The sequence below is a fragment of the Bradyrhizobium liaoningense genome (assembly GCF_018130825.1).
GTDB lineage: Bacteria > Pseudomonadota > Alphaproteobacteria > Rhizobiales > Xanthobacteraceae > Bradyrhizobium > Bradyrhizobium liaoningense_B.
Window position 1 is genome coordinate 116,402 of record NZ_JAFCJS010000003.1, and the last position, 25,324, is coordinate 141,725.

At 65.5% G+C, this 25,324-nt stretch carries 22 protein-coding genes; 2 read left to right on the forward strand and 20 right to left on the reverse strand.

All coding sequences use genetic code 11. The annotated features are described in order from the left end of the window. The first annotated feature begins 92 nt into the window (after positions 1-92). Complete coding sequence (gene katG, locus JQ603_RS14080) at positions 93-2,252, forward strand: catalase/peroxidase HPI (RefSeq protein WP_212340194.1); 2,160 nt, start codon at positions 93-95, stop codon at positions 2,250-2,252. Positions 2,253-2,447: 195 nt separating this feature from the next. On the opposite strand, the gene pnp is transcribed toward katG, so the two are convergent. From pnp to rimP, 8 genes are all read right to left on the reverse strand, one after another. Next, positions 2,448-4,610: a polyribonucleotide nucleotidyltransferase gene (pnp, locus tag JQ603_RS14085; protein ID WP_212340196.1), complete on the reverse strand. Its 2,163-nt coding sequence runs from the start codon at positions 4,608-4,610 to the stop codon at positions 2,448-2,450. Between the two features lie 376 nt (positions 4,611-4,986). Then, positions 4,987-5,256, reverse strand: a complete 270-nt coding sequence (gene rpsO / locus JQ603_RS14090; RefSeq protein WP_018644188.1) for a 30S ribosomal protein S15 — start codon at positions 5,254-5,256, stop codon at positions 4,987-4,989. A gap of 2 nt (positions 5,257-5,258) precedes the next feature. After that, positions 5,259-6,377 (reverse strand): tRNA pseudouridine(55) synthase TruB, encoded by a 1,119-nt coding sequence (truB, locus tag JQ603_RS14095; RefSeq protein ID WP_212340197.1) that lies wholly within the window; start codon positions 6,375-6,377, stop codon positions 5,259-5,261. Continuing rightward, positions 6,374-6,817 (reverse strand): 30S ribosome-binding factor RbfA, encoded by a 444-nt coding sequence (rbfA, locus tag JQ603_RS14100; protein ID WP_212340200.1) that lies wholly within the window; start codon positions 6,815-6,817, stop codon positions 6,374-6,376. The genes truB and rbfA overlap by 4 nt, the downstream gene beginning before the upstream one ends. Positions 6,818-6,972: 155 nt before the next feature. After that, positions 6,973-9,687 carry a translation initiation factor IF-2 gene (gene infB, locus JQ603_RS14105; RefSeq protein ID WP_212340202.1) on the reverse strand — a complete coding sequence of 905 codons (2,715 nt, stop codon included), beginning with the start codon at positions 9,685-9,687 and terminating at the stop codon, positions 6,973-6,975. Between the two features lie 70 nt (positions 9,688-9,757). Next, positions 9,758-10,441 carry an RNA-binding protein gene (locus JQ603_RS14110; protein WP_212340203.1) on the reverse strand — a complete coding sequence of 228 codons (684 nt, stop codon included), beginning with the start codon at positions 10,439-10,441 and terminating at the stop codon, positions 9,758-9,760. Positions 10,442-10,464: 23 nt separating this feature from the next. Beyond that, a complete protein-coding gene (gene nusA, locus JQ603_RS14115; protein ID WP_080133769.1) occupies positions 10,465-12,075 on the reverse strand; it encodes a transcription termination factor NusA in 1,611 nt (536 codons plus the stop codon). Positions 12,076-12,077: 2 nt separating this feature from the next. Beyond that, positions 12,078-12,833, reverse strand: a complete 756-nt coding sequence (gene rimP, locus JQ603_RS14120) for a ribosome maturation factor RimP (RefSeq protein WP_212340204.1) — start codon at positions 12,831-12,833, stop codon at positions 12,078-12,080. A 372-nt stretch (positions 12,834-13,205) separates the two neighbouring features. On the opposite strand from rimP, the gene JQ603_RS14125 reads away from it, so the two are divergent. Further along, on the forward strand, positions 13,206-14,288 hold the full coding sequence (locus JQ603_RS14125; protein WP_212340205.1) for a DUF2336 domain-containing protein: 1,083 nt from the start codon (positions 13,206-13,208) through the stop codon (positions 14,286-14,288). 3 nt (positions 14,289-14,291) lie between these two features. On the opposite strand, the gene trmB is transcribed toward JQ603_RS14125, so the two are convergent. The 12 genes from trmB to tsaB all read right to left on the reverse strand — a co-directional run bounded on the left by trmB (position 14,292) and on the right by tsaB (position 25,181). Next, on the reverse strand, positions 14,292-15,005 hold the full coding sequence (trmB, locus tag JQ603_RS14130) for a tRNA (guanosine(46)-N7)-methyltransferase TrmB (RefSeq protein ID WP_212340206.1): 714 nt from the start codon (positions 15,003-15,005) through the stop codon (positions 14,292-14,294). After that, complete coding sequence (locus JQ603_RS14135) at positions 15,002-16,159, reverse strand: M20 family metallopeptidase (RefSeq protein WP_212340211.1); 1,158 nt, start codon at positions 16,157-16,159, stop codon at positions 15,002-15,004. Before JQ603_RS14135 ends, trmB begins: the two co-directional genes overlap by 4 nt. A gap of 87 nt (positions 16,160-16,246) precedes the next feature. Beyond that, positions 16,247-16,660, reverse strand: coding sequence for a helix-turn-helix domain-containing protein (locus tag JQ603_RS14140; RefSeq protein ID WP_008131807.1), 414 nt, complete (start codon positions 16,658-16,660; stop codon positions 16,247-16,249). Positions 16,661-16,881: 221 nt separating this feature from the next. Then, complete coding sequence (lnt, locus tag JQ603_RS14145) at positions 16,882-18,495, reverse strand: apolipoprotein N-acyltransferase (protein WP_212340213.1); 1,614 nt, start codon at positions 18,493-18,495, stop codon at positions 16,882-16,884. After that, positions 18,492-19,610: a hemolysin family protein gene (locus JQ603_RS14150; RefSeq protein WP_245003623.1), complete on the reverse strand. Its 1,119-nt coding sequence runs from the start codon at positions 19,608-19,610 to the stop codon at positions 18,492-18,494. The genes lnt and JQ603_RS14150 overlap by 4 nt, the downstream gene beginning before the upstream one ends. 1 nt (position 19,611) lies before the next feature. Further along, entirely contained in the window at positions 19,612-20,100 is a 489-nt protein-coding gene (ybeY, locus tag JQ603_RS14155) for an rRNA maturation RNase YbeY (protein WP_433996640.1), read from the reverse strand. Positions 20,101-20,181: 81 nt separating this feature from the next. Continuing rightward, on the reverse strand, positions 20,182-21,177 hold the full coding sequence (locus JQ603_RS14160; RefSeq protein ID WP_212340226.1) for a PhoH family protein: 996 nt from the start codon (positions 21,175-21,177) through the stop codon (positions 20,182-20,184). A 64-nt stretch (positions 21,178-21,241) separates the two neighbouring features. Continuing rightward, positions 21,242-22,636 carry a tRNA (N6-isopentenyl adenosine(37)-C2)-methylthiotransferase MiaB gene (gene miaB, locus JQ603_RS14165; RefSeq protein ID WP_212340228.1) on the reverse strand — a complete coding sequence of 465 codons (1,395 nt, stop codon included), beginning with the start codon at positions 22,634-22,636 and terminating at the stop codon, positions 21,242-21,244. Positions 22,637-22,827: 191 nt separating this feature from the next. After that, entirely contained in the window at positions 22,828-23,508 is a 681-nt protein-coding gene (locus JQ603_RS14170) for an HAD family hydrolase (protein ID WP_212340230.1), read from the reverse strand. Between the two features lie 4 nt (positions 23,509-23,512). After that, the gene (locus JQ603_RS14175) at positions 23,513-23,968 is read right to left on the reverse strand and encodes a Fur family transcriptional regulator (RefSeq protein ID WP_011083619.1); all 456 of its coding nucleotides are present in this window, start codon (positions 23,966-23,968) and stop codon (positions 23,513-23,515) included. A gap of 38 nt (positions 23,969-24,006) precedes the next feature. Continuing rightward, complete coding sequence (rimI, locus tag JQ603_RS14180; protein WP_212340231.1) at positions 24,007-24,492, reverse strand: ribosomal protein S18-alanine N-acetyltransferase; 486 nt, start codon at positions 24,490-24,492, stop codon at positions 24,007-24,009. After that, complete coding sequence (tsaB, locus tag JQ603_RS14185) at positions 24,489-25,181, reverse strand: tRNA (adenosine(37)-N6)-threonylcarbamoyltransferase complex dimerization subunit type 1 TsaB (protein WP_212340232.1); 693 nt, start codon at positions 25,179-25,181, stop codon at positions 24,489-24,491. The genes rimI and tsaB overlap by 4 nt, the downstream gene beginning before the upstream one ends. Between the last annotated feature and the right edge of the window lie 143 nt (positions 25,182-25,324).

A 25,324-nucleotide genomic window follows, 5' to 3' on the forward strand; every position in this document is an offset into this window, starting at 1 on the left:
TCATTAAAGTCAACTTCACCTGATAGGAGGCGGCGCTTAGAGTGGTTCTACCTGGTCAAAGGCGCCGTCGGACGCCACCAGAGGAGGTAATCATGGACGACACTTCGAAGTGCCCGTTTTCGGGCGGAAAACCCACGCGCGTGAACCGCGACTGGTGGCCCACCCAGCTCAGCATCGAGATGCTGCACAAGAATTCCGACCTGTCCGATCCGATGGGCAAGGAGTTCGATTATGCCAAGGAATTCAAGTCGCTCGACCTGAACGCAGTCGTCAAGGACCTCACCGCCCTGATGACGGATTCGCAGGAGTGGTGGCCGGCCGACTTCGGTCACTATGGCGGCCTGATGATCCGCATGGCCTGGCATAGCGCGGGTACCTACCGCATCACCGACGGCCGCGGCGGCGCCGGTGCCGGTCAGCAGCGCTTTGCGCCGCTCAACAGCTGGCCCGACAACGCCAACCTCGACAAGGCGCGCCGTCTGCTCTGGCCGATCAAGCAGAAATACGGCCGCAAGATCTCCTGGGCCGATCTGATGGTGCTCGCCGGCAACGTCGCGCTGGAATCGATGGGCTTCAAGACCTTCGGTTTCGCCGGTGGCCGCGCCGATGTGTGGGAGCCGGAGGAGCTCTATTGGGGTCCGGAAGGCACCTGGCTCGGCGATGAGCGCTACAGCGGCGAACGTCAGCTCGCCGAACCGCTCGGCGCCGTGCAGATGGGCCTCATCTACGTCAACCCGGAAGGCCCGAACGGCAAGCCGGATCCGGTCGCCGCGGCCAAGGACATCCGCGAGACGTTCGCCCGCATGGCGATGAACGACGAAGAGACCGTCGCGCTGATCGCCGGCGGCCACACCTTCGGCAAGACCCATGGCGCGGGTGATCCCTCGCTGGTCGGACCGGAGCCGGAAGCAGGCGCGCTGGAAGATCAGGGCCTCGGCTGGAAGAGCAAGCACGCGTCGGGCCTCGCGGGTGATTCCATCACCAGCGGTCTCGAGGTGACCTGGACGACGACGCCGACGAAGTGGAGCAACAACTTCTTCGAGAACCTGTTCAAGTACGAATGGGAGCTGACGAAGAGCCCGGGCGGCGCGAACCAGTGGACGGCCAAGGGCGCCGACGCGATCATTCCCGATGCCTTCGACAAGTCGAAGAAGCACCGGCCGACCATGCTGACGACCGACCTGTCGCTGCGCATGGATCCGGCCTACGAGAAGATCTCGCGCCGCTTCCTCGAGAATCCGGCTCAGTTCGCGGACGCCTTTGCCCGCGCCTGGTTCAAGCTGACCCATCGCGACATGGGCCCGATCCAGCGCTATCTCGGCCCGCTGGTGCCGAAGGAAGCGCTGATCTGGCAGGATCGGATTCCGGCCTTGAACCACGAGCTGGCCAGCGACCAGGACATCGCTTCGCTGAAGTCGAACATCCTGGCCTCGGGCCTCTCGGTCTCCGAGCTGGTCTCGACCGCCTGGGCGTCGGCCTCGACGTTCCGCGGTTCGGACAAGCGCGGCGGCGCCAATGGCGCGCGCATCCGCCTTGCTCCGCAGAAGGATTGGGAGGTGAACCAGCCGGCCCAGCTTTCCAAGGTGCTCGGCAAGCTCGAAACGATCCAGAAGGAGTTCAGCACCGGTGCGAAGAAGGTGTCGCTCGCGGACCTGATCGTGCTCGGCGGCACCGCCGCGGTCGAGAAGGCCGCCAAGGATGCCGGCGTCGACGTCAAGGTCGGCTTCACGCCGGGCCGCATGGACGCCTCGCAGGAGCAGACCGACGCGGAGTCCTTCGCGCCGCTAGAGCCGCGGGCCGATGGCTTCCGCAACTACATCGGCAAGAAGCATCAGTTCCTGCAGCAGGAAGAAGCCCTCGTCGATCGCGCGCAGCTGCTCAAGCTCACCGGGCCTGAACTGACCGCGCTGGTCGGCGGCCTGCGTGTGCTCGGTGCCAATGCGAACGGCTCGAAGCACGGCGTGCTCACCGCGAAGGTGGGAACGCTGAGCAACGACTTCTTCGTCAACCTGCTCGACATGAGCGCGCAGTGGACGCCGGTAGCCGACGGCAGCTACGAGGCTCGCGACCGCAAGACCAACGCGGTGAAGTGGACCGGCACCCGCGCCGATCTCATCTTCGGCGCGCACTCGCAGCTCCGCGCCTTCGCCGAGGTCTATGCGACCTCGGACGCCAAGGAGAAGTTCGTCAAGGACTTCGCCAAGGCCTGGACCAAGGTGATGAACCTCGACCGCTACGACATCGCGGCGTGAGCTGCAGCTCCCTCTCCCGCTTGCGGGAGAGGTGACTTCCCGTAGCCCGGATGGAGCGGAGCGCAATCCGGGACGCCGGTCCCGCATTCCGCTTCGCTTCATGCGGGCTACGGACTGCGGAGAGGCGATACGTCAAACACAAATAAAAAGGGCGGCCCTTCGGCCGCCCTTCGTTTTTCTGGACTGTAGCGAGACCTACTCGCCGGCCGCTTCGCGCGGGGCCTTCTCGCCCTCGCCGCCCTTGTCCTTGCCCTCGAGGTCTTCGCCGGTGGTCTGGTCGACCACCTTCATCGACAGGCGGGTCTTGCCGCGATCGTCGAAGCCGAGCAGCTTGACCTTGACCTTGTCGCCTTCCTTGACGACGTCGGAGGTCTTCTGCACGCGTGCCGAAGCGAGCTGGCTGATGTGGACGAGACCGTCCTTGGAGCCGAAGAAGTTCACGAAGGCGCCGAATTCCATCACCTTGACGACGGTGCCGTCATAGATCTGGCCGACTTCGGGGTCGGACGCGATCGACTTGATCCACTTGATCGCGGCCTTCATGGCCTCGCCGTCGCTGGAGGCGACCTTCACGGTGCCGTCGTCCTCGATGTTGACCTTCGCGCCGGTCTTCTCGACGATCTCGCGGATCACCTTGCCGCCGGTGCCGATCACTTCGCGGATCTTGTCGGTGGCGATCTTGAAGGTCTCGATGCGCGGCGCGTATTCGCCGAGCTCGGCACGGGCTGCGGTCAGCGCCTTGGACATCTCACCCAGGATATGGATGCGGCCGTCCTTGGCCTGGGCCAGCGCCACCTTCATGATCTCTTCGGTGATGCCCTCGATCTTGATGTCCATCTGGAGCGAGGTGATGCCCGCTTCCGTGCCGGCCACCTTGAAGTCCATGTCGCCGAGATGGTCCTCGTCGCCGAGGATGTCGGAGAGAACCGCAAAGCGCTTGTCTTCGAGGATCAGGCCCATCGCGATGCCCGCGGTCGGCCGCTTCAACGGCACGCCGGCATCCATCAGCGCGAGCGAGGCGCCGCAGACCGAAGCCATCGAGGACGAGCCGTTGGACTCGGTGATCTCCGACACCACGCGCGTGGTGTAGGGGAATTCGTGGTGCGGCGGCAGCACCGGGTGGATCGCGCGCCAGGCCAGCTTGCCGTGGCCGATCTCGCGGCGCTTGGTGCCGCCGAGGCGGCCGGTCTCGCCGACCGAGAAGGGCGGGAAGTTGTAGTGCAGCAGGAACGTTTCCTTGTACGTCCCCGACAGCGCGTCGATGTACTGCTCGTCCTCGCCGGTGCCGAGCGTGGTCACGACCATCGCCTGGGTCTCGCCGCGGGTGAACAGCGCCGAGCCGTGGGCGCGGGGCAGCACGCCGACTTCGGCGACGATGTTGCGGACGGTCTTGCTGTCGCGGCCGTCGATGCGCTTGCCGGTGTCCAGGATGTTCCAGCGAACGATCTTGGCTTCCAGCTCCTTGAACACGGCAGCGATGCGGAGCTTGTCGTATTTCGGCTCCTGCCCTTCGGGGAAGTAATGGGCGATCACCTTTTCCTTGACCTTGCCGACCGCAGCGTAGCGATCCTGCTTGACCGGAATGGCGTAGGCGGCGCGCAGCTCCTGCTCGACGAGGCCGAGCATCTCCTTCTCGAGCGCGGCGTTGTCGATCACGGTGACTTCGCGCGGCTCCTTGGCGGCCTTCTCGGCGAGCTCGATGATCGCGTTGATCACCGGCTGGAAGTGGCGGTGACCGAACATCACGGCGCCGAGCATGATGTCTTCGTTCAGCTCCTTGGCTTCCGATTCCACCATCAGCACGGCGTCGGCGGTGCCGGCGACGACCAGGTCGAGCTGGGTGTCGACCATCTCGTCGAGCGTCGGGTTGAGGATGAACTCGTCATTGGCGAAGCCGACGCGCGCAGCGCCGATCGGGCCCTTGAACGGAGCGCCGGAGAGCGTCAGCGCAGCCGACGATGCCACCAGCGCGACGATGTCGGGGTCGTTCTCCATGTCGTGCGACAGCACGGTGGCGATCACCTGGGTCTCGTTGCGCCAGCCGTCGACGAACAGCGGACGGATCGGACGGTCGATCAGGCGGGAGACCAGCGTCTCCTTCTCGGTCGGACGGCCCTCACGCTTGAAATAGCCGCCGGGAATGCGGCCGGCAGCGTAGGTCTTCTCCTGGTAGTCGACGGTCAGCGGCAGGAAGTCGACGCCTTCGCGCGGCGCCTTCGCCGCGACGACGGTGGCGAGCACCACGGTCTCGCCGTAGGTGGCGATGACGGCGCCGTCGGCCTGACGGGCGATCTTGCCGGTTTCGAGCTTGAGAGGGCGTCCGCCCCAGTCGATCTCGACCGAATGCTTATTGAACATAGATGTCTTCTTTCATGGTTCTCGAAAGAAGGGACGGCTCGGAAAAACAAAAACCATGCGCAAGATTGCGGGATGCTGATCGAAGCGGGCGATCAGCGTCCTGCGATCCTGCCATGGTTTTTGGATTTCGGATGGCGTCCATCCTTTCGGGTCATACGGGCGCCTTGCCCGTTGTGCCCAGCCGCCGGATTGCTGCTGGACTGTCAGTCGGCACGAATGCGAACACCGAATTGCGGTCTTCGCCCTTCGTGCCTCGGGTGCTCGCCGTCAACGGCCCGCACCCGACGCGCACGCAGCCTCGATCAAAAACCTTTACACAAATGCTTTCGTTCGAAACCACGCGCGAAAACGCGCGCCGTTGGCGCGCGCAGAGCTCTTAACGACGAATGTTGTGCTTCTCGAGCAGCGCCTTGTACCGCGCCTCGTCCCGCTTCTTGAGGTAGTCGAGGAGCGAGCGGCGGGTCGAGACCAGCTTCAAGAGACCGCGACGCGAATGGTTGTCCTTCACGTGGGTCTTGAAATGGTTGGTGAGGTTGTTGATGCGTTCCGACAGGATCGCGACCTGAACCTCGGGCGAGCCGGTGTCGCCGGCCTTGGTGGCATTCGTCTTGATAACTTCCGCTTTGCGTTCTGCGGCAATCGACATCGTCAATTTCTCTCGTTGCGACCGGGGCTGGCAGTCAGGCCGGTCAGGTTGAACACACGCTTGGGGATGATTTCGCCATTGCCAACTTCGGCAAGCGCCAAAAGACGGCCTGCCACCGTGACATAGACTGTGCCGCTACAAGTGGGCGCATCCCGTCCGCGCAACAAAACGGCTTGGCCCCGATGGAGCCTTGCCGCATCAGCCCGAGTGACGGCCAGTGCCGGGATGTCGTCCAGCGCGGTCTCAACGGGCAAAAGCGCGTCGGCGAGGCTGCCCTCGCCGGACGCGGCTCTATCGCACAAAGCCTCCAACTGATCCAGCGGAATCATGTCGTTTTCGCCAAATGGGCCGACCAGGGTCCGCCGGAGCGCGCAGATATGGCCGTAAGTGCCGAGAATCCGGCCCATATCGCGGGCGAGCGCGCGGACATAGGTGCCCTTGCCGCACTCGGCCTCGAACACGGCCCGGTCGTTATCTGGTTGATCTACAAGGGCTAAATGATGAATCTCGACCGGGCGGGGGGCCAGCTCCACGACCTCGCCGTCGCGGGCGAGGTCATAGGCGCGCTCGCCCTGGACCTTGATCGCCGAATAGCGCGGTGGGATCTGCTCGATCACCCCGGTGAAGCGGGGCAGCAGGGCCAGGATGGCGTCCCGGGTCGGGCGCTGGTCGGAGGTCGCGGTCACCCGGCCCTCGATGTCGTCGGTGTCGCGCTCCTCGCCCCAGCACACGGTAAACTGGTAGCGCTTGCGGCCGTCCATCACAAAGGGAACCGTCTTGGTGGCCTCTCCGAGCGCGATCGGCAGGCCGCCGGAGGCGAGCGGGTCGAGCGTGCCGGCGTGTCCTGCGCGCTTGGCGTTGAACAGGCGCTTGAGCACGGCGACCGCCTGCGTCGAGGTCATGCCGATCGGCTTGTCGAGCACGACCCAGCCGTGGACGTCGCGGCGGTCGCGGCGCGGCTGGTTGCCCTTCTGCTGCTTGGCGCGCGGATCGTTGTTGATGCGGCGCGGCTCCTGATGCGGCTGGGAATTGCCGCCCATCTCCGCAAAATTATTGTTCTGCACATCGCGCTGATCGGCCTCGTTGCCGTCGATCGTGCCGTGAGCCGGGTCCATCGTCATTGCTCTTCTTCCCGATCCGAATCCGGATCCTGTTCCAAGTCCTGTTCGAGATCCTTCTGCACCGCAGGTGTTCGCAAAAGCTTCTCGATCCGTTCCGCCTCGTCGAATCGTTCGTCGACGCGGAAGCGAATGTCAGGTGCAAATTTCAGGTTAACGCGCCGCGCGACTTCGCCGCGCAGGAATTTCTTGTTGCGCTCGAGCGCAGCGATGACGATCTCGGTGTCGCGTCCACCGAGCGGCATCACGTAGATTGTTGCGAGCTTCAAATCGGGCGACATCCGTACCTCCGGCACGGTGATGATGTGGCCTTCGAGATCCGCATCATGCACGTTGCCTTGCGCCAGAATCTCGGCCATCGCATGGCGAACCTGCTCGCCGACACGCAGCTGACGCTGCGAGCCGCCGGGCGCGGAACTTTTTTTCTGGTGGTGGCGGGGCATAGTTTGGAAATCACCTCGTCATGCCCGCGTTTGGGACACGGGCATTGTCATTTGTCCTGTTGAAACGAAGAGGCGCGGATGGCCGGAAAAATCCGGCCATCGCACTCCTGCAATTTCAGCTCAAAAAGATCCGAACGCTTCGGTAAGATTTGGACTTACAGGGAGCGCTGGATCGTCTCCACGCGATAACACTCGATCACGTCACCGGCACGCATGTCGTGATAGTTCTCGAAGGCCATGCCGCATTCCTGACCGGCCTGGACTTCCTTCACCTCGTCCTTGAAGCGCTTCAGCGTCGACAGCTTTCCTTCGTGCACGACGACGTTGTCGCGGATCAGGCGCACATTGGCGCCGCGTTCCACGGTGCCGTCGGTGACACGGCAGCCGGCGACCTTGCCGACCTTGGAGATGTTGAAGATCTCAAGGATCTCGGCATTGCCCAGCATGGTTTCGCGCAAGGTCGGCGCGAGCAGGCCGCTCATCGCCTTCTTCACGTCGTCCACGAGGTCGTAGATGATGTTGTAGTAGCGGATCTCGATGCCGTTGCGCTTGGCGGCCGCAGCGGCCTCCTTGTTGGCGCGAACCGAGAAGCCGATGATCGCGGCGTTGAAACCTTCCGCCAGCGTCACGTCGGATTCCGAGATGCCGCCGACGCCGGCATGCAGGATGCGGGCGGCGACTTCGTCGGTGCCGAGCTTCTCCAGCGAGCCGAGGATGGCTTCCAGCGAGCCCTGCACGTCGGCCTTGACGATCAGCGGGAATTCCTTGCGGCCCGCCGTCTTCAACTGCGACATCATCTGCTCGAGCGAGCCGCGCATGCCGGAGATCGAGGCAGCCGCATTCTCGCGCTTCTGGTGCGCGCGGTAGCTGGTGACCTGGCGGGCGCGGGCTTCGTTCTCGACCACAGCGAGACGATCGCCGGCTTCCGGCGGACCGTTGAAGCCGAGCACCTCGACCGGTACCGAGGGACCGGCCTCCTGCACCGTCTCGCCCTGATCCGAGATCAGCGCGCGGACGCGACCCATCTCGGCGCCGGCGACGATGATGTCGCCGACACGGAGCGTGCCGCGCTGGACCAGCACGGTGGCGACCGGACCACGGCCACGATCGAGCTTGGCTTCGATCACGGTGCCTTCGGCCGGACGCTCCGAATTGGTCTTCAGGTCGAGGATTTCGGCCTGGAGCGCGATCATCTCGAGCAGCTTGTCGAGATTGGTCTTGTTCTTGGCGGACACTTCGACGTCGACGACTTCGCCGCCGAAGGATTCCACCTGCACCTCATGCTGGAGCAGCTCGGTGCGCACGCGCTCCGGCTTGGCATCGGGCTTGTCGATCTTGTTGATGGCAACGATGATCGGCACGCCTGCCGCCTTGGCGTGATTGATGGCTTCGACCGTCTGCGGCATCACGCCGTCATCGGCCGCGACCACCAGCACGACGATGTCGGTGACCTTGGCGCCGCGGGCGCGCATCGCGGTGAATGCGGCGTGGCCGGGCGTGTCGATGAAGGTGATCTTCTTGCCGGTTTCGGGCGAGGTCACCTGATAGGCGCCGATATGCTGGGTGATGCCGCCGGCTTCGCCGGAGACCACGTTGGCATGACGGAGCGCATCGAGCAGCGAGGTCTTGCCGTGGTCGACGTGGCCCATCACGGTCACGACAGGCGAACGGGTCTCAGTGTCGGTGGAATCGTCGACCTGGTCGAACAGGCCTTCCTCGACGTCGGAGGCGGCAACGCGCTTGACGGTGTGACCGAGCTCCTCGGCGATCAGCTGCGCGGTGTCGGCGTCGATCACGTCGGTGATCTTGTGCATCGCGCCCTGCTTCATCAGCATGCGGATGACGTCGACCGCGCGCTCGGCCATGCGGTTGGCGAGTTCCTGGATGGTAATCGCTTCCGGAATCGTCACCTCGCGGATGAGCTTTTCCTTCGGCTCGTTCGAGGCGTGGCCCTTCAGGCGCTGGGTGCGGCGGCGGAACGAGGCGATCGAGCGCTCGCGCACCTCGTCGGCATTGAGCGCGGTGACGACGGTGAGGCGACCGCGTTCCTTCTGCGGGCCGGGCTTGTGGGTCGTCTTGGGGGCTGCCGCAGGACGCACAGCGCCGCCGGGACCGCGGCGGATCTGGCGCGGACCATCGTCCTCGTCCGGTCCGGCTGCGACTGCGGGGGCGCGACCCAGCGGGCCACCGCCGGCCGGCCGTTGCGTGGTCGTTCCGGGGCGCGCGGTCGTTGTTCCCGGACGTGCCGTCGCGGGGGCGCCGGGACGCGCTGCGGGCGCGCTGGTGGGACGCGGCGCGGGAGCGGCCGGGGCCGCAGCCGCCGCAGGGCGGGGAGCGGACGGCTGCTCACCTTCGCCAAAGCGCTTCTTGGCCTCGGTCTCGGCCTTCCGCTTGGCTTCGTCCTCGTGACGATGGCGCTCTTCCTCGGCCTTGCGGCGCGACTCGGCGGCCTCGCGCTCGGCGCGTTCGGCGGCCTCGCGGACGGCGCGGCGCTGGGCCTCTTCCTCGGCCTGGCGGCGCTCTTCGACTTCGCGCACCTTGGCATCGGCCAGCGCGCTGGCGCGGGCGGAACGTTCGTCCTCGGTCAACGTGCGCAGGACCACGCCGGAACCGGCATTGCGCGGCGGGGGCGGCGGAGCAGGGCGCGACGGAGCAGGCGCGGCCGGTGCCGGCTTTGCAGCAACCTCAGGCGCGTGCGGCTCGGGGCCGTCACCAATGCGGCGCTTGCCGCGCTTCTCGACCACGACCTGCTTGCTGCGGCCATGGCTGAAGCTCTGGCGCACGGTACCCGTTTCGACGCGCGGCTTGAGCGATAGCGTCTTGCTCGGAACGCTCAGCTTCTTGTCGCCAGGGGTCTTGGTATCAACCATTCAGCAGTCCTAATCCTGATTTATCAGTGTTGTGCGTTGCCGCACCGTCAGATCGGTTCGTCGGTATCTCTCAGAAATCCTGGCCGTGCTTTTCGGCAGTCTTGTCATCGTCCGCCATCCGGTATCGGACCAGCATCTGGCTACGTGACAGGAATGACCTGCTCGCCGGGCCCGCGAGCAGCGCAGCATGTATCACATTTGACCGGGTCAGTGCCAAATCCAATTCTAACGATTTCAGTGCGGTAATGACGGGAATCTGCGGCTTGGCGCCGCGATTTCCGGCATTTTGACGCGCCAGCATGTCCAATTTGCGGATTCCGTCCGCAGCCCCGTCACTGGCGTGGATCAGGACCTCGGCCGTGCCTTCCCGCAGGGCGCTCTCGACCTTGCCGAAGCCGGCCACGATCTGGCCCGCCTTGGCAGCGATCCCAAGGGCTTCCGTCACGCTCCTGACGAGGAGCGCCTCGATGTCGGCGGGAAGCGTCTGGGGAACGCGCAGCTCGCGCTTGAAGGCCTTGCTAAATTGGTGACGCCGCACGGCTTCCGCAACCACCTCGCGCGAGGCGGTGACCCACATGCCGCGTCCGGGCAGCTTGCGCTTGAGATCGGGAACTATGTCGCCTTGCGGCGAGACGACGAAACGGATCAGCTCGTCGATCGGCCGGACTTCGCGACTGACCGCGCACATCCGCATGGTCGCGGACCTTTCGGTCCGCGGTCCATGGTCGAGTTCGGGGTCAGTATCTGCGAGCATCCGGGCGACATTCTCCTTAGCCCTTAAGCCGGCTGATCTTCGGTCGCTTCAGCCTCTTCAGCGGGCTTGGCGAGATCGGCCTCGGTGATCCAGCCGGCCTTGACGCGGGCCTGCATGATCATCGCCTCGGCATCGTCACGGGAGATGTCGATACCGTCGAGCGCACCCGGATATTTGGTCTGCTCGCCGCCTTCCTTGCGCTCGGTCCAGCCGACCAGATCGTCGGTGGCGCAGCCGGCGAGGTCGTCGACGGTCTTGATGTCGTTCTCGCCGAACTTCACCAGCATCTTCGAGGTGACGCCGGGCACGTCCTTGAGAGCGTCCTCGACACCGAGCTCCTTGCGCCTCGCCTCGAGCTCGGCTTCCTGCTGCTCGAGATATTCGCGGGCGCGGTTCTGGAGTTCCTGTGCGGTCTCCTCGTCGAAGCCCTCGATGCCGGCGAGCTCCTTGACGTCCACCATCGCGAGCTCCTCGACCGAGGTGAAGCCTTCGGACGCGAGCAGCTGGCCGACCACCTCGTCGACGTTGAGCGATTCCATGAAGACGCGGGTGGAGTTCTCGAAGTCGGCCTGGCGGCGCTCCGATTCCTCCTGCTCGGTCAGGATGTCGATGTCCCAGCCGGTAAGCTGCGAGGCCAGACGCACGTTCTGGCCGCGGCGGCCGATCGCCAGCGAGAGCTGGTTGTTGGTGTCGGGGACGACGACCTCGATGCGCTCGCGGTCTTCGTCGATGACGACCTTGGAGACTTCCGCCGGCGCCAGCGCGTTGACCACGAAGGTCGCGATGTCGGGCGACCAGGGAATGATGTCGATCTTCTCGCCCTGCAGCTCGTTCACCACGGCCTGCACGCGCGAGCCGCGCATACCGACGCAGGCGCCGACCGGATCCACCGAGGAATCCCGGGAAATCACGCCAATTTTCGCGCGCGAGCCGGGATCGCGGGCGACCGCCTTGATCTCGACGATGCCGTCATAGATCTCAGGCACTTCCTGCGCGAACAGCTTCGCCATGAACTGCGGATGGGTGCGGGAGAGGAAGATCTGCGGGCCGCGCGTCTCGCGGCGGACGTCGAAGATGTAGGCGCGGACGCGGTCGCCGTTGCGGAACACTTCGCGCGGCAGCATCTCGTCGCGGCGGATGATGGCTTCACCGCGGCCGAGATCGACGATCACGCTGCCATATTCGACGCGCTTGACGACGCCGTTGACGATGTCGCCGATGCGATCCTTGAATTCCTGGTACTGCCGGTCGCGCTCGGCCTCGCGCACCTTCTGCACGATCACCTGCTTGGCCGACTGCGCGGCGATGCGGCCATATTCCAGCGGCGGCAGGGTGTCGGCGATGGTGTCGCCGACCTGGGCGCCGGGATTGGCGCGCTGCGCATCGACCAGCGAGATCTGGTTGGAGTGATTCTCGACCTTGTCGACGACCAGCATGTGGCGCGACAGCCGCAGCTCGCCCTTCTTCGGGTCGATCTCGGCATGAACGTCAGTCTCGCTGCCGTAGCGGGCCCGTGCGGCCTTGGCGATGGCGTCCTCCATCGCCGCGATGACGATGCCGCGGTCGATCGATTTCTCGCGGGCAACGGCATCGGCGATCTGAAGCAATTCAAGTCGATTGGCGCTGACTGCCATGGCTAGTCTCCTTGGTCAGGCTCGAACTCGCCGCGCCGCGCGCGCTCGGCGGCAAGGCGATGTTTCTTGGTATTGGTCGGGGCCGGCTTCTTTTTCGGCTTGGTGTTCTTGGTGGTTTTTTCGCTGATTTTCGCGTGCGGCGCCTGCGGCGGCGCGAGGCCGAGATCCCTGCGCATCTGGCGCTCTTCGGCCTTGCCACGGCGCATGGATTCGGCGATCAGCTCGTCGGTCAGCACCAACCTAGCCTCGCCGATATCCTCCATGGTCAGGAGAACGTCGGCATCGTCGCTCGCCTTGACGTCGTCGCGATGCAGATGGACGCGGTCGCCTTCGACGGCGCCGAGCGTGCCGCGGAACCGCTTCCGTCCCTCATGCGCGACCGCCATCTCGACCTTCACCAGATGGCCGGAATAACGCTCGAAATCGGAGCGCCGCACCAGCGGGCGGTCGATTCCCGGCGAGGAGATCTCCAGCCGGTAGGCGCGATCGATGGGGTCGGCGACATCAAGTACGGGCGACAGCGCCCGCGAGATCGCCTCGCAATCCTCGAGCTGCATCGAACCGTCCGGCCGTTCGGCCATGATCTGCACGGTGCAGCCGGCTTCCCCGGAGATGCGGATCCGGACCAGGCGGTAACCCATGCCCTCGAGCACGGGAGCCGCGACAGCAGACACCCGTGCCGCCACGCCAGGCTCGACCACGAGCCTCGGCTCGGCCAGCAGTTCGGCATCGGTGGAACCAGTGTTCGGTTCGGTCATATCAGCGGTCAAGGCGCTCGTTGGTTAACGCTTGGGTTAAGGCTTGGTTAAGACTTCAAAGCCTGCTTTGGAACTCTCCCGACCGCGCGTCGGGCCGGATCTTCCGCCAACCCGCGTTCAGGTAATAAAAAAGAGCGGGTCCTTTCGGGCCCACTCTCACTACGCGGATCGTATGAGAAGATGAATTGGCGCTGATATAGCCCTTTCTGCCCTCCCGGACAAGGCCCATCGCTGGGGCTGCAAGGCTTTTTGCGCCCGGTTTGTGGCCTTCGGCGCAACGCTTCCTTCATTTCCGAGGCCTAAATTCCCTGATTGTGGGGCGGCTTGGACCTAGGGCGCACCCGCGGCGTGCCCTGTACGAGTTTGCGTTTCATGACCGCTGCCACGTCGCTCATTCCCGGACTGGACGCTATCGTCAAGCGCGGCGACCCCCGCCGTCGCGGCGAGATCGCGCGTGCCATCGCCGGGCTGTTCTTCCAGGATCCCACGAGGCTCGGTCCCGAGCTCATCGATCTCTTCGACGATCTCTTGATCGATCTCGTCCCGCATGCGGAGCTCACCTCGCGCGTCGATCTCGCCGAGCGCTTCTCGCGCCTGGACAACGCGCCGCCGCATCTGGTGAACCAGCTCGCGCGCGAAAACGAGATCATGGTGGCGGGACCCGTGTTGCGCCGCTCGCCCGTGCTCGATGACGCCGCTCTCGTCGAGATCGCGCGGCTGAAGGGACAGGGTCATCTGCTGGCGATGACGGAGCGCCCCGTCCTGCCGGCCGTCGTCACCGACGTGCTGGTCGAGCGCGGCGATCGCGATGTCGTGCGCCGCGCCGCGGGCAATGCCGGCGCAGTGTTTTCACCGGGCAGCTATTCCGAGCTGATCAAGCGTTCCGCGCAGGACGGCGTGCTGACGCTCAAGATCGGCCAGCGCAGCGATCTCTCCGGCGAGCACCTGAAACAGCTTCTCGACGGTACGCTCGACGTCATCCGCCGCCGTCTCTCCACCGTGGTCAATCCCGTGCGCCAGGTCGAGATCAAGCGTGCGATGGCGGCGATCGAGGAGGCCGCGCTGCCGCCCGGGCCGCGACGCGATTTCTCCGCGGCGCAGCGCACGGTGCTCACCTTGCATCGCGAGGGCCATCTCGGCGAGAGCGCGCTGCTTGGCTTCGCCAAGGCGCACAAATACGAGGAATCGATCGCCTCGCTCTCGGCGATGGCCGGCATCCGCATCTCGATCCTCGACCGTCTGATCGCGGGCGACCGCTACGATCCGATCCTGATCCTCGGCCGCGTGCTCAATCTCGGCTGGCCTACGGTGCGCGCACTGATCCTGCTCTGGTATGGCCCCAATCGCACACCGGCCGATGCCGACATCGAGGCCGCGCGCATGAACTTCACGCGCCTGATGCCGACGACGGCCGAGCGCGTCGTGAATTTCTGGCGCAACCGGCAGACGATCTAGTTTCTAACCGACCCGCCTGAACCGCAGATAAGCCGCCTTGCGGCCTTCGCGCGCCGCCTTCCGGCCGTAGCGCGTCATGGTGTAGCCGGGCCATGGCTGCCGGAAATCGTCGGCGCGCTCCGCGAGCCAGACGAAGTCCGACGAGCGCGCAAGATGCGACAGCGTCCAGGCGCAGTAATCGTCGATGTCGCAGACGAAGCGGAATTCGCCACCCGGCTTCAGCACGCGCGCCATCGCTGCGATCGTCCTGTCCTGGACGAAGCGCCGCTTCCAGTGCCGCCGCTTCGGCCAGGGATCCGGATGGATCAGGTCGATCCGCGACAGCGAAGCCTTCGGCAGCCAGGCCAGCAGCTCGGCGGCGTCGCCGGCGAACAGGCGGATGTTGGCGATGTTCGCAGCTTCGATCTGTGCGAGGATCTTCGCCATGCCGTTGACGTAAGGCTCGCAGCCGATGAAGCCGGTCGTGGCGAAAGCCTGCGCCTCGGCCGCGAGATGCTCGCCGCCGCCGAAGCCGATCTCGAGCCGCAGGTCATCAGCCGCGGGATCGAAGATCTCGCTTGCATCGGCCGGCTTCTCGCCCTCGATGTCGAGCGCAAGATGCGGCAGCAGATGATCGATCAGCCCGGCCTGGTGCTGCCTGAGCTTGTGGCCCTTGCGGCGCCCGAAGAAGGCGCGCTCGCTGTCGTCGCGATCGGGGTCTGACTTGCGCTCGCTCATCGCAGCGTCTGATACAGCCGGTAGAGCAGCCGCGCGCGCGGTTCGAGCGACGAGACATAGAGCTGCTCATAATGGGTGTGCGCGCCCTTGCCGTCGACGCCGAGCCCGTCGAGCGTGCCGGTGTAGGGCGCGGTGAAATTGCCGTCCGAGCCGCCGCCGGTATAGGTGTCGATCAGCTCGAAGCCGATCTCCGAGGCGAGCGCCTTGGCGTGCTCGTAGAGCGAGGCGCCTGCATTGCCCTTCTCGTAGGGCGGACGATTGAGCTCGCCCGTGACCGTGACGGTGACGCCCTCCGTCTTCGATTTCAGCCCGAGGATCTTGCCGACGAATTCGTCCGCGTCGGTGAAGCTCGGAACGCGCAGGTCGATTTCGGCATAGGCCTCTTCCGGCGTCACGTTGGGGCGCGTGCCGCCGCGCACCACACCGACATTGACGGTGACGCCGCGCTTGAGGTCGTTCATTCCCTCCAGCGCATGGATGATGTTGGCGAGCTCGCGGATGGCGCTGCGGCCGTCTTCGGGCCGCGAGCCGGCATGCGCGGGCACGCCCTTGATGAACACCTCGAAGCGTCCGACGCCCTTGCGTCCGGTGACGATCTTGCCGCCGTCGCGCGCCGGCTCCGTCACCAGCACGTATTTGGCCTTGCGTCCTTCCTGCTCGATCAATGCGCGCGAGGTGGGGCTGCCGATCTCTTCGTCGGAGGTGAACATGTGGGTGATGCCGAGCGGCGGACGCTTGCCGTCGGCGCAGAGCGCAGCGAATGCGTGATGGGCGATGTAGGCGCCGCCCTTCATGTCGTAGATGCCGGGACCGAACGCGCTGTCGCCCTCGACCTTGAACGGCAGGCGCTCGATGAAGCCGAGGGGGTGCACGGTGTCGAGGTGGCTCAGCACCAGGATGCCCGGCTGCTCCTGTCCCCATGTCGAGCGGGCCAGAAGATGATCGCCGCAGCCGTCGACGCCGGCGATGCGCTCGAGCGTGACGGGCAGATCGCGGTGTTGATCCGCGACCAGTGACACGAGTTTGTTGACCTGCTCAGGCGCCTCGGTCGGCGTCTCGATCTCCACCCAGCGCCGGATGCCGTCGAGAATAGTTTGGGTATCGAACCAGTTGGAGTTCGTCATGGGCGCATCTATGCCTTTGAATCGCATCATCCGGGAGGGCGCGCGTCAACGCGCGGCCGCAAATGACGACATAGGCCAGATTTGGCGCAGCCTCAAATCGGATTGAGCTGGTGCGCCTCAGCGCTTGTCGGGGCCTTCGCGGGCCGCGATCTGCTCGACGAGATCGACGATCGAGCGGCGCATCTTCGAATCGGTGATTCGGGTGAACGCCTTGGTCAAGGCGAGACCTTCGGAGGTCGCGAGGAAGTCGGAGACGTAGGAGGGCGAAGCACCTTCAGCGAAGCCGTCCGGGCCGGCCACACCGCTCGGGCCGCCCTCGAACAGGAACGACACAGGCACCTGGAGAATCTCGGCAATCTGCTGGATGCGGCTCGCGCCGACCCGGTTCGTGCCCTTCTCGTATTTCTGAATCTGCTGGAACGTCAGGCCCAAAGCTTCACCGAGCTTTTCCTGGCTCATGCCCAACATGATGCGGCGCATGCGCACGCGGCTGCCGACATATTTGTCAACAGGGTTGGGCGCTTTCGACATTTCCTCAGCCTCCAAACACCACCCTCAGCGCAATCGACCGGAATGCCTCAGGTGCCAGCAGCGTAAAAATCAAACCCTGTTATTGGGAAACATTGCGGAGAAATTTAGCAATGCCCACTGTCTTTCGCGGCGGGTGCAGAATGAGGAACCCGCCTGCAATCTGTCAACCGTGGGACTACGGTTGTCAAAGGATTCCGGCCGCCTCGGCGACGACGGCGCGATCAGGGGTGCCGTTTGGCAACACGTCGGCGGACCGCGAGTATCACGCCGAGCGCGACGAGCATGGCTGCGGGCACATCGCCTAGCCGCGCGTAGACGGTCGGCGGTATCGCGGCGGGCAGGCTTGCATCCAAAATGCCTTCGATGCCGAGACCGAGGCTGGCGACGGTTCGTCCGACCGGATCGATCACCGCGGAGATGCCGGTATTGGCGGAGCGGACCAGCGGCAATCCGAGCTCGATCGCGCGCATGCGTGCCTGCTCCAGATGCTGATAGGGACCGGTCGAGATGCCGAACCAGCCGTCATTGGTGAGGTTCACGATCCAGCCGGGACGTTCGTTTCGTCCTGCCACCTCACCGGGAAAGATGGCCTCATAGCAGATCAGCGGCAGTGCCGATGGTGCGGTGGGGACCGGCAGTGCATGCCGCACGCTGCCGGCGATGAAGCCGCCGCGCACACGCGTCAGCTGCTCGAAACCGAGCTTCTCCATCAACTCCTGATAGGGAAGAAACTCGCCGAACGGCACGAGGTGCAGCTTGTCGTAGACCGCGAGAACGCTGCCGTCGTGATCGATCACGTAGATCGAATTGTAGGCGCGCGTGATCGGCGTTCCCCGCGGCAGGTCGGGCGCGCGCACCGACCCCGTGATCAGCACCGTGCCCTTCGGCAACAGATCGGCGATTTGCGCCATCGCGTCGGCTTCGCGGGTCAGGAAGAACGGGAAGGCGGATTCCGGCCAGATCAGGATGGTGGCATCGCGCACGCCGGTCGATTGCGGTCCGGAGGCGCGGTCCGACAGCGCGAGGTATTTCTTCATCACCTCCGCTTTCGCAGCGTAGTTGAACTTGGCGTCCTGCTGCAGGTTCGGTTGCATCAGGCGCAGCTTGGCGCCAGCGACCATCGTTGTCGGATTGAGCGACAGGCGGATCGCGCCGAAGATGCTCATGACAATCAGCAGTGCGATCGCTGCGGCCGGTGCGCGCCACGCCACGCGGCGATCGGGCGTGCGGTCGATCAGAGCCGCGGGGCTCGCAAAGATCGCAACCGTCAGGAAGGTCATGCCCCACAGGCCGATCAGCGAGGCGGTCTGCGCCAGCGGCAGCGGCTCGGACAGCGCGTAGCCGAACGCGTTCCAGGGAAAACCGGTCAGCGCATGACCGCGCAGCCATTCGGCGATGGTGAGGCTTGCCGCGAGCGCAAGCACGCGCGTGGCGTTCTTGGTCCAGAGCAGGCGCGCCAGCGCAAATCCGAGCGCCGTGAAGATGGAGAGATAGGCCGGCAGGCCCAGCACGGCGAACGGCGTCAGCCAGGCGAAGATGTCGGCCTCGACGAAGAAGGCGTAGCCGATCCAGTAGAGGCCGGGGACGAAATAGCCGAGACCGAACCAGTAGCCGGTCAGCGCCGCGGCGGGGATGCCGCCATATCGTCCGGCGCCGGTGCCGTCGATCAGCCAGACCAGCACCGGAAAGGTGATGAACAGCACCGGGAAGAGGTTGAACGGCGCCAGCGCCAGCACCGACAGCGCGCCGGCGGCCATGGCGATGACGGCGCGCTTCCATCCCCAGGTGAGGATGATGGCAAGCGCGATCTGCCGAAGTCGCTGCAACGGACTCACTGCGGGCCGGTCCCGTCGCTCGGCGGCGGGGTCGGCGTGTCACTGGCCGGCGGCGGGCTGCTCTCCGGCGCGGCCTCGCGTCGCCGGCTCTCGCGCTGGGTGCGCGGCGCGGGACGTTCCTTCCGCGTCGAGATCCGCAGCCGCTTGACGCGGCGCGGATCGGCATCGAGCACCTCGACCTCGTAATTGCCGGGGCCCGAGATCACCTCGCCGCGCACCGGCAGGCGTCCGACGAAGCTGACGAGATAGCCGCCGAGCGTCTCGACCTCCTCGCCGGCCTCGCCGGTGACGAAGTCGGCGCCGATCACGGTGCGGACGTCGTCGAGGCTGGCGCGGGCATCGGCGATGAAGGCGTTGTCCGGCAGGCGCACGATCGAGGGCGGCTCGTCGCTGTCGTGCTCGTCGTCGATCTCGCCGACGATCTGCTCGACGATGTCCTCGATCGAGACCAGTCCGTCGCTGCCGCCATATTCGTCGACGACCAGCGCGAGGTGGATGCGGGTGGCCTGCATCTGCGCGAGCAGGTCGATCGCCCGCATCGACGGCGGCACGTAGAGCAGCTTGCGGATGATCCGCGCATCCTCGAGCGGCATCGCCAGATCGACCGCGCGCAAATCGAGGCCGGCCGGCAGCGGCTTCTTGCGCTTGGTCTTGGTGGCCTCCGACACGCGCGCCCGCACGGTCATGAAGGCGAGCAAATCGCGGATGTGGACGATGCCGACGGGATCGTCGAGCGTCTCGTTGTAGACGACGAGGCGGGAATGGCCGGCGCTCTCGAAGCGGTCCATCAATTCGCCGAGCGGGATGTCGCGCTTCACCGCGATGATGTCGGCGCGATGCACCATGACGTCGGCGATGCGGCGCTCGTGCAGGCCGAGGATGTTGCGCAGCATGGTGCGCTCGACGGCGGAGAAGCCGGTGTCGTCGGGCGTGGTGGCGTCGAGCACGACCTGGAGATCGTCGCGCACCGATCCCGCCTTCCAGCCGAACAGCGTGCGGATGGCGCGCAGCAACCAGCTTTCCGCGGTCGGGCGCAGCACCTCGCCTGATGTCACCACGGCCGGCAGGTTGGGCGTGTTGCGGGGATTGTCGTGGGTAGGCTCGGAGTCGGGCATCTCAGTGCGTCCCCGGGCGGTCGGCATAGGGATCGGGGATGCCGAGATGGGCGAGGATCTCAGTCTCCAGCGCTTCCATCTCCTCGGCGTCGTCGTCGTTCTCGTGGTCGTAGCCGATCAGGTGCAGGAAGCCGTGCACGGCGAGATGGCTCAAATGATGCTCGAACGGCTTGTGTTCCTCGTCCGCCTCGCGCCGCATGGTCTCGTAGGCGATCGCGATGTCGCCGAGCATGCGCGGCGCATCGCCTTCCTTCCATTCGCCTTCCGGCTGGAGCGCCGGAAACGACAGCACGTTGGTCGGCTTGTCGATGCCGCGCCAGTTGCTGTTGAGGGTGCGGATGCCGGCATCATCGGTCAGCATCACCGCGACTTCGGCGTCGGCAACGTCTTCGTCGACGCTCTCGGCGGCGGCGGCGACCGCGCGCTGGATCACGGCTTCGGAATCGGGCTCGCGCTGCCAGCAATCGGCAACGACGAGGACCTCGGTCATGGGAAGGTTCGGATGTGACATTGTCTTTGTTCGGAACGAAGAGCGCCGTGTCTGCGCCCTCTTGGTCCGGCTGTTGTCCCGTCAGGATTTATCGGCGGCCGGCCGCTGCGGCGAACCCTCATAGGCGGCGACGATCCGCGCCACGAGCTCGTGGCGGATCACGTCCTCGGCTTTGAAATGAACTTGGGCAATGCCTTCGACGCCGCCGAGCAGGCGCGTTGCCTCGGCAAGACCCGAGGTCTGGCCGTTCGGCAAATCGATCTGCGAGGGGTCGCCCGTCACGATCATGCGGCTGTTCTCGCCGAGACGCGTCAGGAACATCTTCATCTGCATCGACGTGGTGTTCTGCGCCTCGTCCAGGATGATGGCGGCATTGGTGAGCGTGCGGCCGCGCATGAAGGCGAGCGGCGCGATCTCGATCTCGCCGGTCTGCAGCGCGCGCTCGACGATGCGCGCGTCCATGAGGTCGTAGAGCGCGTCGTAGATCGGGCGCAGGTAAGGATCGACCTTCTCGCGGAGATCGCCGGGCAAAAAGCCGAGCCGCTCGCCGGCTTCCACCGCCGGGCGCGACAGGATGATCTTGTCGACCTCCTTGCGCTCGAACAGCTGCGCGGCATGCGCGACCGCGAGCCAGGTCTTGCCGGTGCCGGCGGGGCCGATGCCGAACACCAGTTCGTGGCGCTTCAGCGCGCGGATGTAGGAATCCTGCGCGGCCGTGCGCGCGCGCACCGGGCGCTTGCGCAAATTGATGCTGTCGAAGGTGGACTTGGCCGACTTGGCGTCGAACTCGAACAGCGAGCCCTGGGCGATCACGGCGCGGATCGCGCCTTCGACCTCGCCCTGGTCGAGATCCTGCCCCTTCACGGCCTGGGCGTAGAGCGTCTCCAGCACGCGGCGGGCGGCATCGCAGCCGTCGCGCGTGCCGCCGATGGTGATGTGGTTGCCCTTGGAGTCGACGACGACGCCGAGCCGCCGTTCGATCTGCGCGAGGTGCTGGCCGTACGGGCCGACCAGCGCGGAAGCGGCGCGGTTATCGTCGAAATCGATGACGACCTGGGTCTCGGGCGGAACTTGCATGTCGCGGTCAAATTTGCGGCTGGGAGCGATAGAAGACGAATCCGATGCGCTTTTTGGCAAGGGTTCAGGCTCCAGTGGCTTGCGATAAAGCGGGCTCGCGCGCGGTGTGCGCGGTCGCGAGCTCGCCGAGAAAGCTGTAGCGCTCGAGGCTGTCGATTCTGACAGCCAGGATTTGTCCGATGATGTCGGGCGAGGCCATCACATGCGCAGGTTGGAGAAAAGCGGTGCGGCCGACGATCTGGCCGTCCTTGCGCGCCGGACGCTCGAACAGCACATCGACCGTCGAGCCAATCGCAGCCTTGTTGAAGGCCGATTGCTGGCTGTCGATCAGTTCCTGGAGCCGCTCCAATCGCTGGTCCATCTCGGCGGGGGACACCGTCTCCTGCATGTCCGCGGCCGGCGTTCCCGGCCGGGCGGAGTATTTGAACGAATATGCTGCAGCGTAGCCGATTTGCGTGACAAGCGCGAGGGTGGCAAGAAAATCTTGCTCGCTTTCGCCGGGGAAGCCGACGATGAAATCTGATGAAAAAGCAATGTCTTGGCGGGCGGTACGGAAACGGTCGATGACACGCCGATAATCATCGGCGGTATGTTTCCGGTTCATGGCGGCGAGAATCCGGTCCGAGCCCGACTGCACCGGCAGGTGCACGAACGGCATCAGGGCATCGAGATCGCGATGCGCCGCAATCAAACTGTCATCGACGTCGCGGGGGTGGCTGGTCGAATAGCGCAGCCGCGCGATGCCTGGAATCGCCGCCAGATGTTCGAGCAACCGGCCGAGCGGCCAGGTTTTTCCGTCCGGTCCCTCGCCGTGATAGGCGTTGACGTTCTGCCCGATCAAGGTGAGCTCGCGGACGCCGTTGTCGGCAAGCCGCTTCACGTCGTCGACGATCTTCGCCACCGGGCGCGAGACTTCGGCGCCACGGGTGTAAGGCACGACGCAGAAGGTGCAGAACTTGTCGCAGCCTTCCTGCACGGTGACGAAAGCGGAAATGCCGCGCCCGCGGATCGCGGCGGGCTTCGGCTGGGCCAGGAAGCCGAATTTGTCCTCGGCCGGAAATTCGGTCTCGATCGCGCGGCCTTCGCTGCCGGCGCGCTTCAGGAGCTCCGGCAGATGATGATAGCTCTGCGGTCCCACCACGACGTCGACCACCGGCGCGCGGCGCACGATCTCCTCGCCCTCGGCCTGCGCCACGCAGCCCGCGACCGCGATCTGCATCGCGCGGCCCCCGCGCGCGGCCTCGTCCTTGGCGACGCGTAGCCGCCCGAGCTCGGAATAGACCTTTTCCGAGGCCTTCTCGCGGATATGGCAGGTGTTGAGGATGACGAGATCGGCCTCCTCGGCGCTCGCCGTCTCCACGAATCCCTCCGGAGCCAGCGTGTCCACCATGCGCTGGGCATCGTAGACGTTCATCTGGCAGCCATATGATTTGATGTGCAGCTTGCGCGGCGGCGTCATGGAACCCGAAATGGCGGTGGAGGACGGCCCTCAGATATAGGCTGGAGGGCCGAAAATCCAGCGAATGGAGGCATTTTCAGCCGTCATTCCGGGGCGCGCGCCAGCGCGAACCCGGAATCTCGGCCAAAACCTCTGGATTCCGGGTTCACGCGCTGGGCGCGTGCCCCGGAATGACGCCCCAGCGGCGGAAATCAGCCCGCCAGGGCCTCCGTCTCGACCCGCCGCACCAGTTCCGGCAATTGCCGCATATCGTCAAAGGTCAGTGCGGCGCCGGCAGCCCGCAGCCTTTCGGCATGGCCCGGGGGGCAGTGGCTGCCGCCGTGAAAGCCCAGCACGGTCATTCCGGCGGCGTGCGCGCCGGTCACCCCGGGGACGCTGTCCTCGATCACGAGGCACCGCTCCGGTGCGACCTTCATCTGCGCGGCGGCGAATAGGAAGAGATCGGGTGCGGGCTTGCCGCGCGCGACCTGGCTCGCCGAAAAGATGTGTGGGGCGAGCAGGTCGTGGAGCCCGGCGCACGTCAGGCCGTGATGGATCTTGTTCGGCGTGCCGCTCGATGCCACGCATCTCGGCAAATCGATCGCGGCGATCGCCGCGGCGACATGGGTGATTGGTTGCAGATCGCTGGCGTAGAATTGCAGCGTGGCCGCATTCACTTGGCTCTCGAGATCGTCGGGAAGACTGCGGCCGATCTCCTGCTCGACCATCCGCCGCGCGTCTTTCTCGGAGACGCCGAGGAAGCGCACCAACACCTGCTCCGACGTGATCGGATAGCCGTGCCGCGTCAGCACATCCGCATGCGCGCGACAGGAAATGACCTCGCTGTCCACGAGCACGCCGTCGCAATCGAAGATTATCAGTTCGACAGCCACTAGATCAGGACGTCGGCTTGTCGTCGTCGAGCGGGACGCAATAGAGCTCGAGCCGATGGTCGACCAGCTTGTAGCCGAGCTTGCGGGCGATCTCCGCCTGAAGCTTCTCGATCTCTTCGGAGGTGAATTCGATCACCTTGCCGTCGCGCAGATTGATGAGGTGGTCGTGATGGCTGTCGCGCATCGTCTCATAGCGCGCGCGGCCCTCGCGAAAATCATGGCGTTCGATGATACCGGCATCCTCGAACAGCTTGACGGTGCGATACACGGTCGAGATCGAGATCTTGTCGTCGACGGCAACGCAGCGCCGGTACAATTCCTCGACGTCGGGATGATCGACCGCCTCCGCGAGCACGCGGGCGATGACACGGCGCTGCTCGGTCATGCGCATGCCGGTGGCGGCACAGCGCGCCTCGATGCCGGACGCCTTGGATGCGGAAGAGGGTTTCAGTGCGGTCATGATCTGTCTGCCTGACGGGGCGCTTTCTGCCATCGATGTTACGACAAGTCACGTCGCATCAGAAGGGCGTTCAATTGTTCCCCATTCGGCTGCTTATAGTAGCGTTCGCGGCGTCCGACCACCATGAATCCGGCCCGGTCGTAGAGTCGCCGCGCCGGCTGGTTATTTTCCTCAACTTCGAGAAATATCGTGCGCACGCCGCGCCCCGCGAGATGGCCGAGATGGGTCATCAGCAGCGTGCGGGACAGGCCGCGGCCGCGATGCGCCTGGTCGACCGCGACCGAGAGGATCTCGGCCTCGTCCGCGCCGATCCGCGAGACGGCAAAGCCGATGATCTTGCGGCCGAGGCGCAACCGATGCACGAGCGTGTTGCGCTCGCTGATCATGCTCTCGAACTCGCCTTCGCCCCAGCCATGCGCGAAGGAAGCGCCGTGTAGCTGCGCCAGCCGCGCGGCATCGCGCAAGGAAACCGGCTCGACGGCGGCCGTGCCGCCGCGCCACCATTCCGACAGCCATCCCATCATGAGCTTGCGGCTTGTGCGAGCGGCGGAGTTGCGGCCGGCTTTGCGTCGGGCGCCTTCAGGTAGAACGGCCGCGCCGGATTCGTTTCGGGATCCGCCGCAGCGCCGAGCCATGCGACCCAGCCGATGTCGGGGGCGGGCTGCGCGTCGACCGCGACCGGCGGCGGCGCATCCTTCGGCCAGCGATCGGCGAGGATGTTCGCGGCATTGCCGACCAGATGCGGCGCGCCGAATTGCGAGGCCGCGATCGCATCATTGATGGGCGCGATGCCCGGCCGCACCAGCAGGCTGCCGTCGCCGGCGACGACCTGGAAATAGACGTGATCGTGCCGCGCATCGATCGCGGAGATCACCGGCGCCGGTTTGCTCTGGCCGACGACGGTGGCGGCATAGGCCGACAGCGTCGTCAGCCCGACCGCCGGACGTTTCGCCGCAAGCGCAAGGCCGCGCGCGGCCGAGATGCCGACACGCAGGCCGGTGAAGCTGCCCGGGCCGACGGTGACGGCGATGCGGTCGAGCGAGGTGAAGGCGAGATTGGCCGATTGCATCACGCGCGCGATCATCGGCATCAGCGCCTCGGCGTGGCCGCGCTTCATGAGCAGCGATTCTTGCGCGAGGAGCTCGCCGGCGTCGGTGTCGAGCACGGCCGCCGCGCACGCCTCGAGCGCAGTATCGATGGCAAGGATCAGCATGGAATAGCGAATGGCGAGTGGCGAATGGAGAGCAGTCTAGCGAACCGAGCGCCTATCCGCCATTCATCACGCACGATTTGCAGGCCCCCAAATGCCCTACTTCGTAGGGTGGGCAAAGCGAAGCGTGCCCACCACAACCGTTT

Bases quoted from the DNA above. Each gene is read 5' to 3' on its own strand.
- katG (WP_212340194.1), top strand. From the start codon at position 93: ATGGACGACACTTCGAAGTGCCCGTTTTCGGGCGGAAAACCCACGCGC.
- pnp (WP_212340196.1), bottom strand. From the start codon at position 4,610: ATGTTCAATAAGCATTCGGTCGAGATCGACTGGGGCGGACGCCCTCTC.
- rpsO (WP_018644188.1), bottom strand. From the start codon at position 5,256: ATGTCGATTGCCGCAGAACGCAAAGCGGAAGTTATCAAGACGAATGCC.
- truB (WP_212340197.1), bottom strand. From the start codon at position 6,377: ATGACGATGGACCCGGCTCACGGCACGATCGACGGCAACGAGGCCGAT.
- rbfA (WP_212340200.1), bottom strand. From the start codon at position 6,817: ATGCCCCGCCACCACCAGAAAAAAAGTTCCGCGCCCGGCGGCTCGCAG.
- infB (WP_212340202.1), bottom strand. From the start codon at position 9,687: ATGGTTGATACCAAGACCCCTGGCGACAAGAAGCTGAGCGTTCCGAGC.
- JQ603_RS14110 (WP_212340203.1), bottom strand. From the start codon at position 10,441: ATGCTCGCAGATACTGACCCCGAACTCGACCATGGACCGCGGACCGAA.
- nusA (WP_080133769.1), bottom strand. From the start codon at position 12,075: ATGGCAGTCAGCGCCAATCGACTTGAATTGCTTCAGATCGCCGATGCC.
- rimP (WP_212340204.1), bottom strand. From the start codon at position 12,833: ATGACCGAACCGAACACTGGTTCCACCGATGCCGAACTGCTGGCCGAG.
- JQ603_RS14125 (WP_212340205.1), top strand. From the start codon at position 13,206: ATGACCGCTGCCACGTCGCTCATTCCCGGACTGGACGCTATCGTCAAG.
- trmB (WP_212340206.1), bottom strand. From the start codon at position 15,005: ATGAGCGAGCGCAAGTCAGACCCCGATCGCGACGACAGCGAGCGCGCC.
- JQ603_RS14135 (WP_212340211.1), bottom strand. From the start codon at position 16,159: ATGATGCGATTCAAAGGCATAGATGCGCCCATGACGAACTCCAACTGG.
- JQ603_RS14140 (WP_008131807.1), bottom strand. From the start codon at position 16,660: ATGTCGAAAGCGCCCAACCCTGTTGACAAATATGTCGGCAGCCGCGTG.
- JQ603_RS14150 (WP_245003623.1), bottom strand. From the start codon at position 19,610: ATGCCCGACTCCGAGCCTACCCACGACAATCCCCGCAACACGCCCAAC.
- ybeY (WP_433996640.1), bottom strand. From the start codon at position 20,100: ATGACCGAGGTCCTCGTCGTTGCCGATTGCTGGCAGCGCGAGCCCGAT.
- JQ603_RS14160 (WP_212340226.1), bottom strand. From the start codon at position 21,177: ATGCAAGTTCCGCCCGAGACCCAGGTCGTCATCGATTTCGACGATAAC.
- miaB (WP_212340228.1), bottom strand. From the start codon at position 22,636: ATGACGCCGCCGCGCAAGCTGCACATCAAATCATATGGCTGCCAGATG.
- JQ603_RS14175 (WP_011083619.1), bottom strand. From the start codon at position 23,968: ATGACCGCACTGAAACCCTCTTCCGCATCCAAGGCGTCCGGCATCGAG.
- rimI (WP_212340231.1), bottom strand. From the start codon at position 24,492: ATGATGGGATGGCTGTCGGAATGGTGGCGCGGCGGCACGGCCGCCGTC.
- tsaB (WP_212340232.1), bottom strand. From the start codon at position 25,181: ATGCTGATCCTTGCCATCGATACTGCGCTCGAGGCGTGCGCGGCGGCC.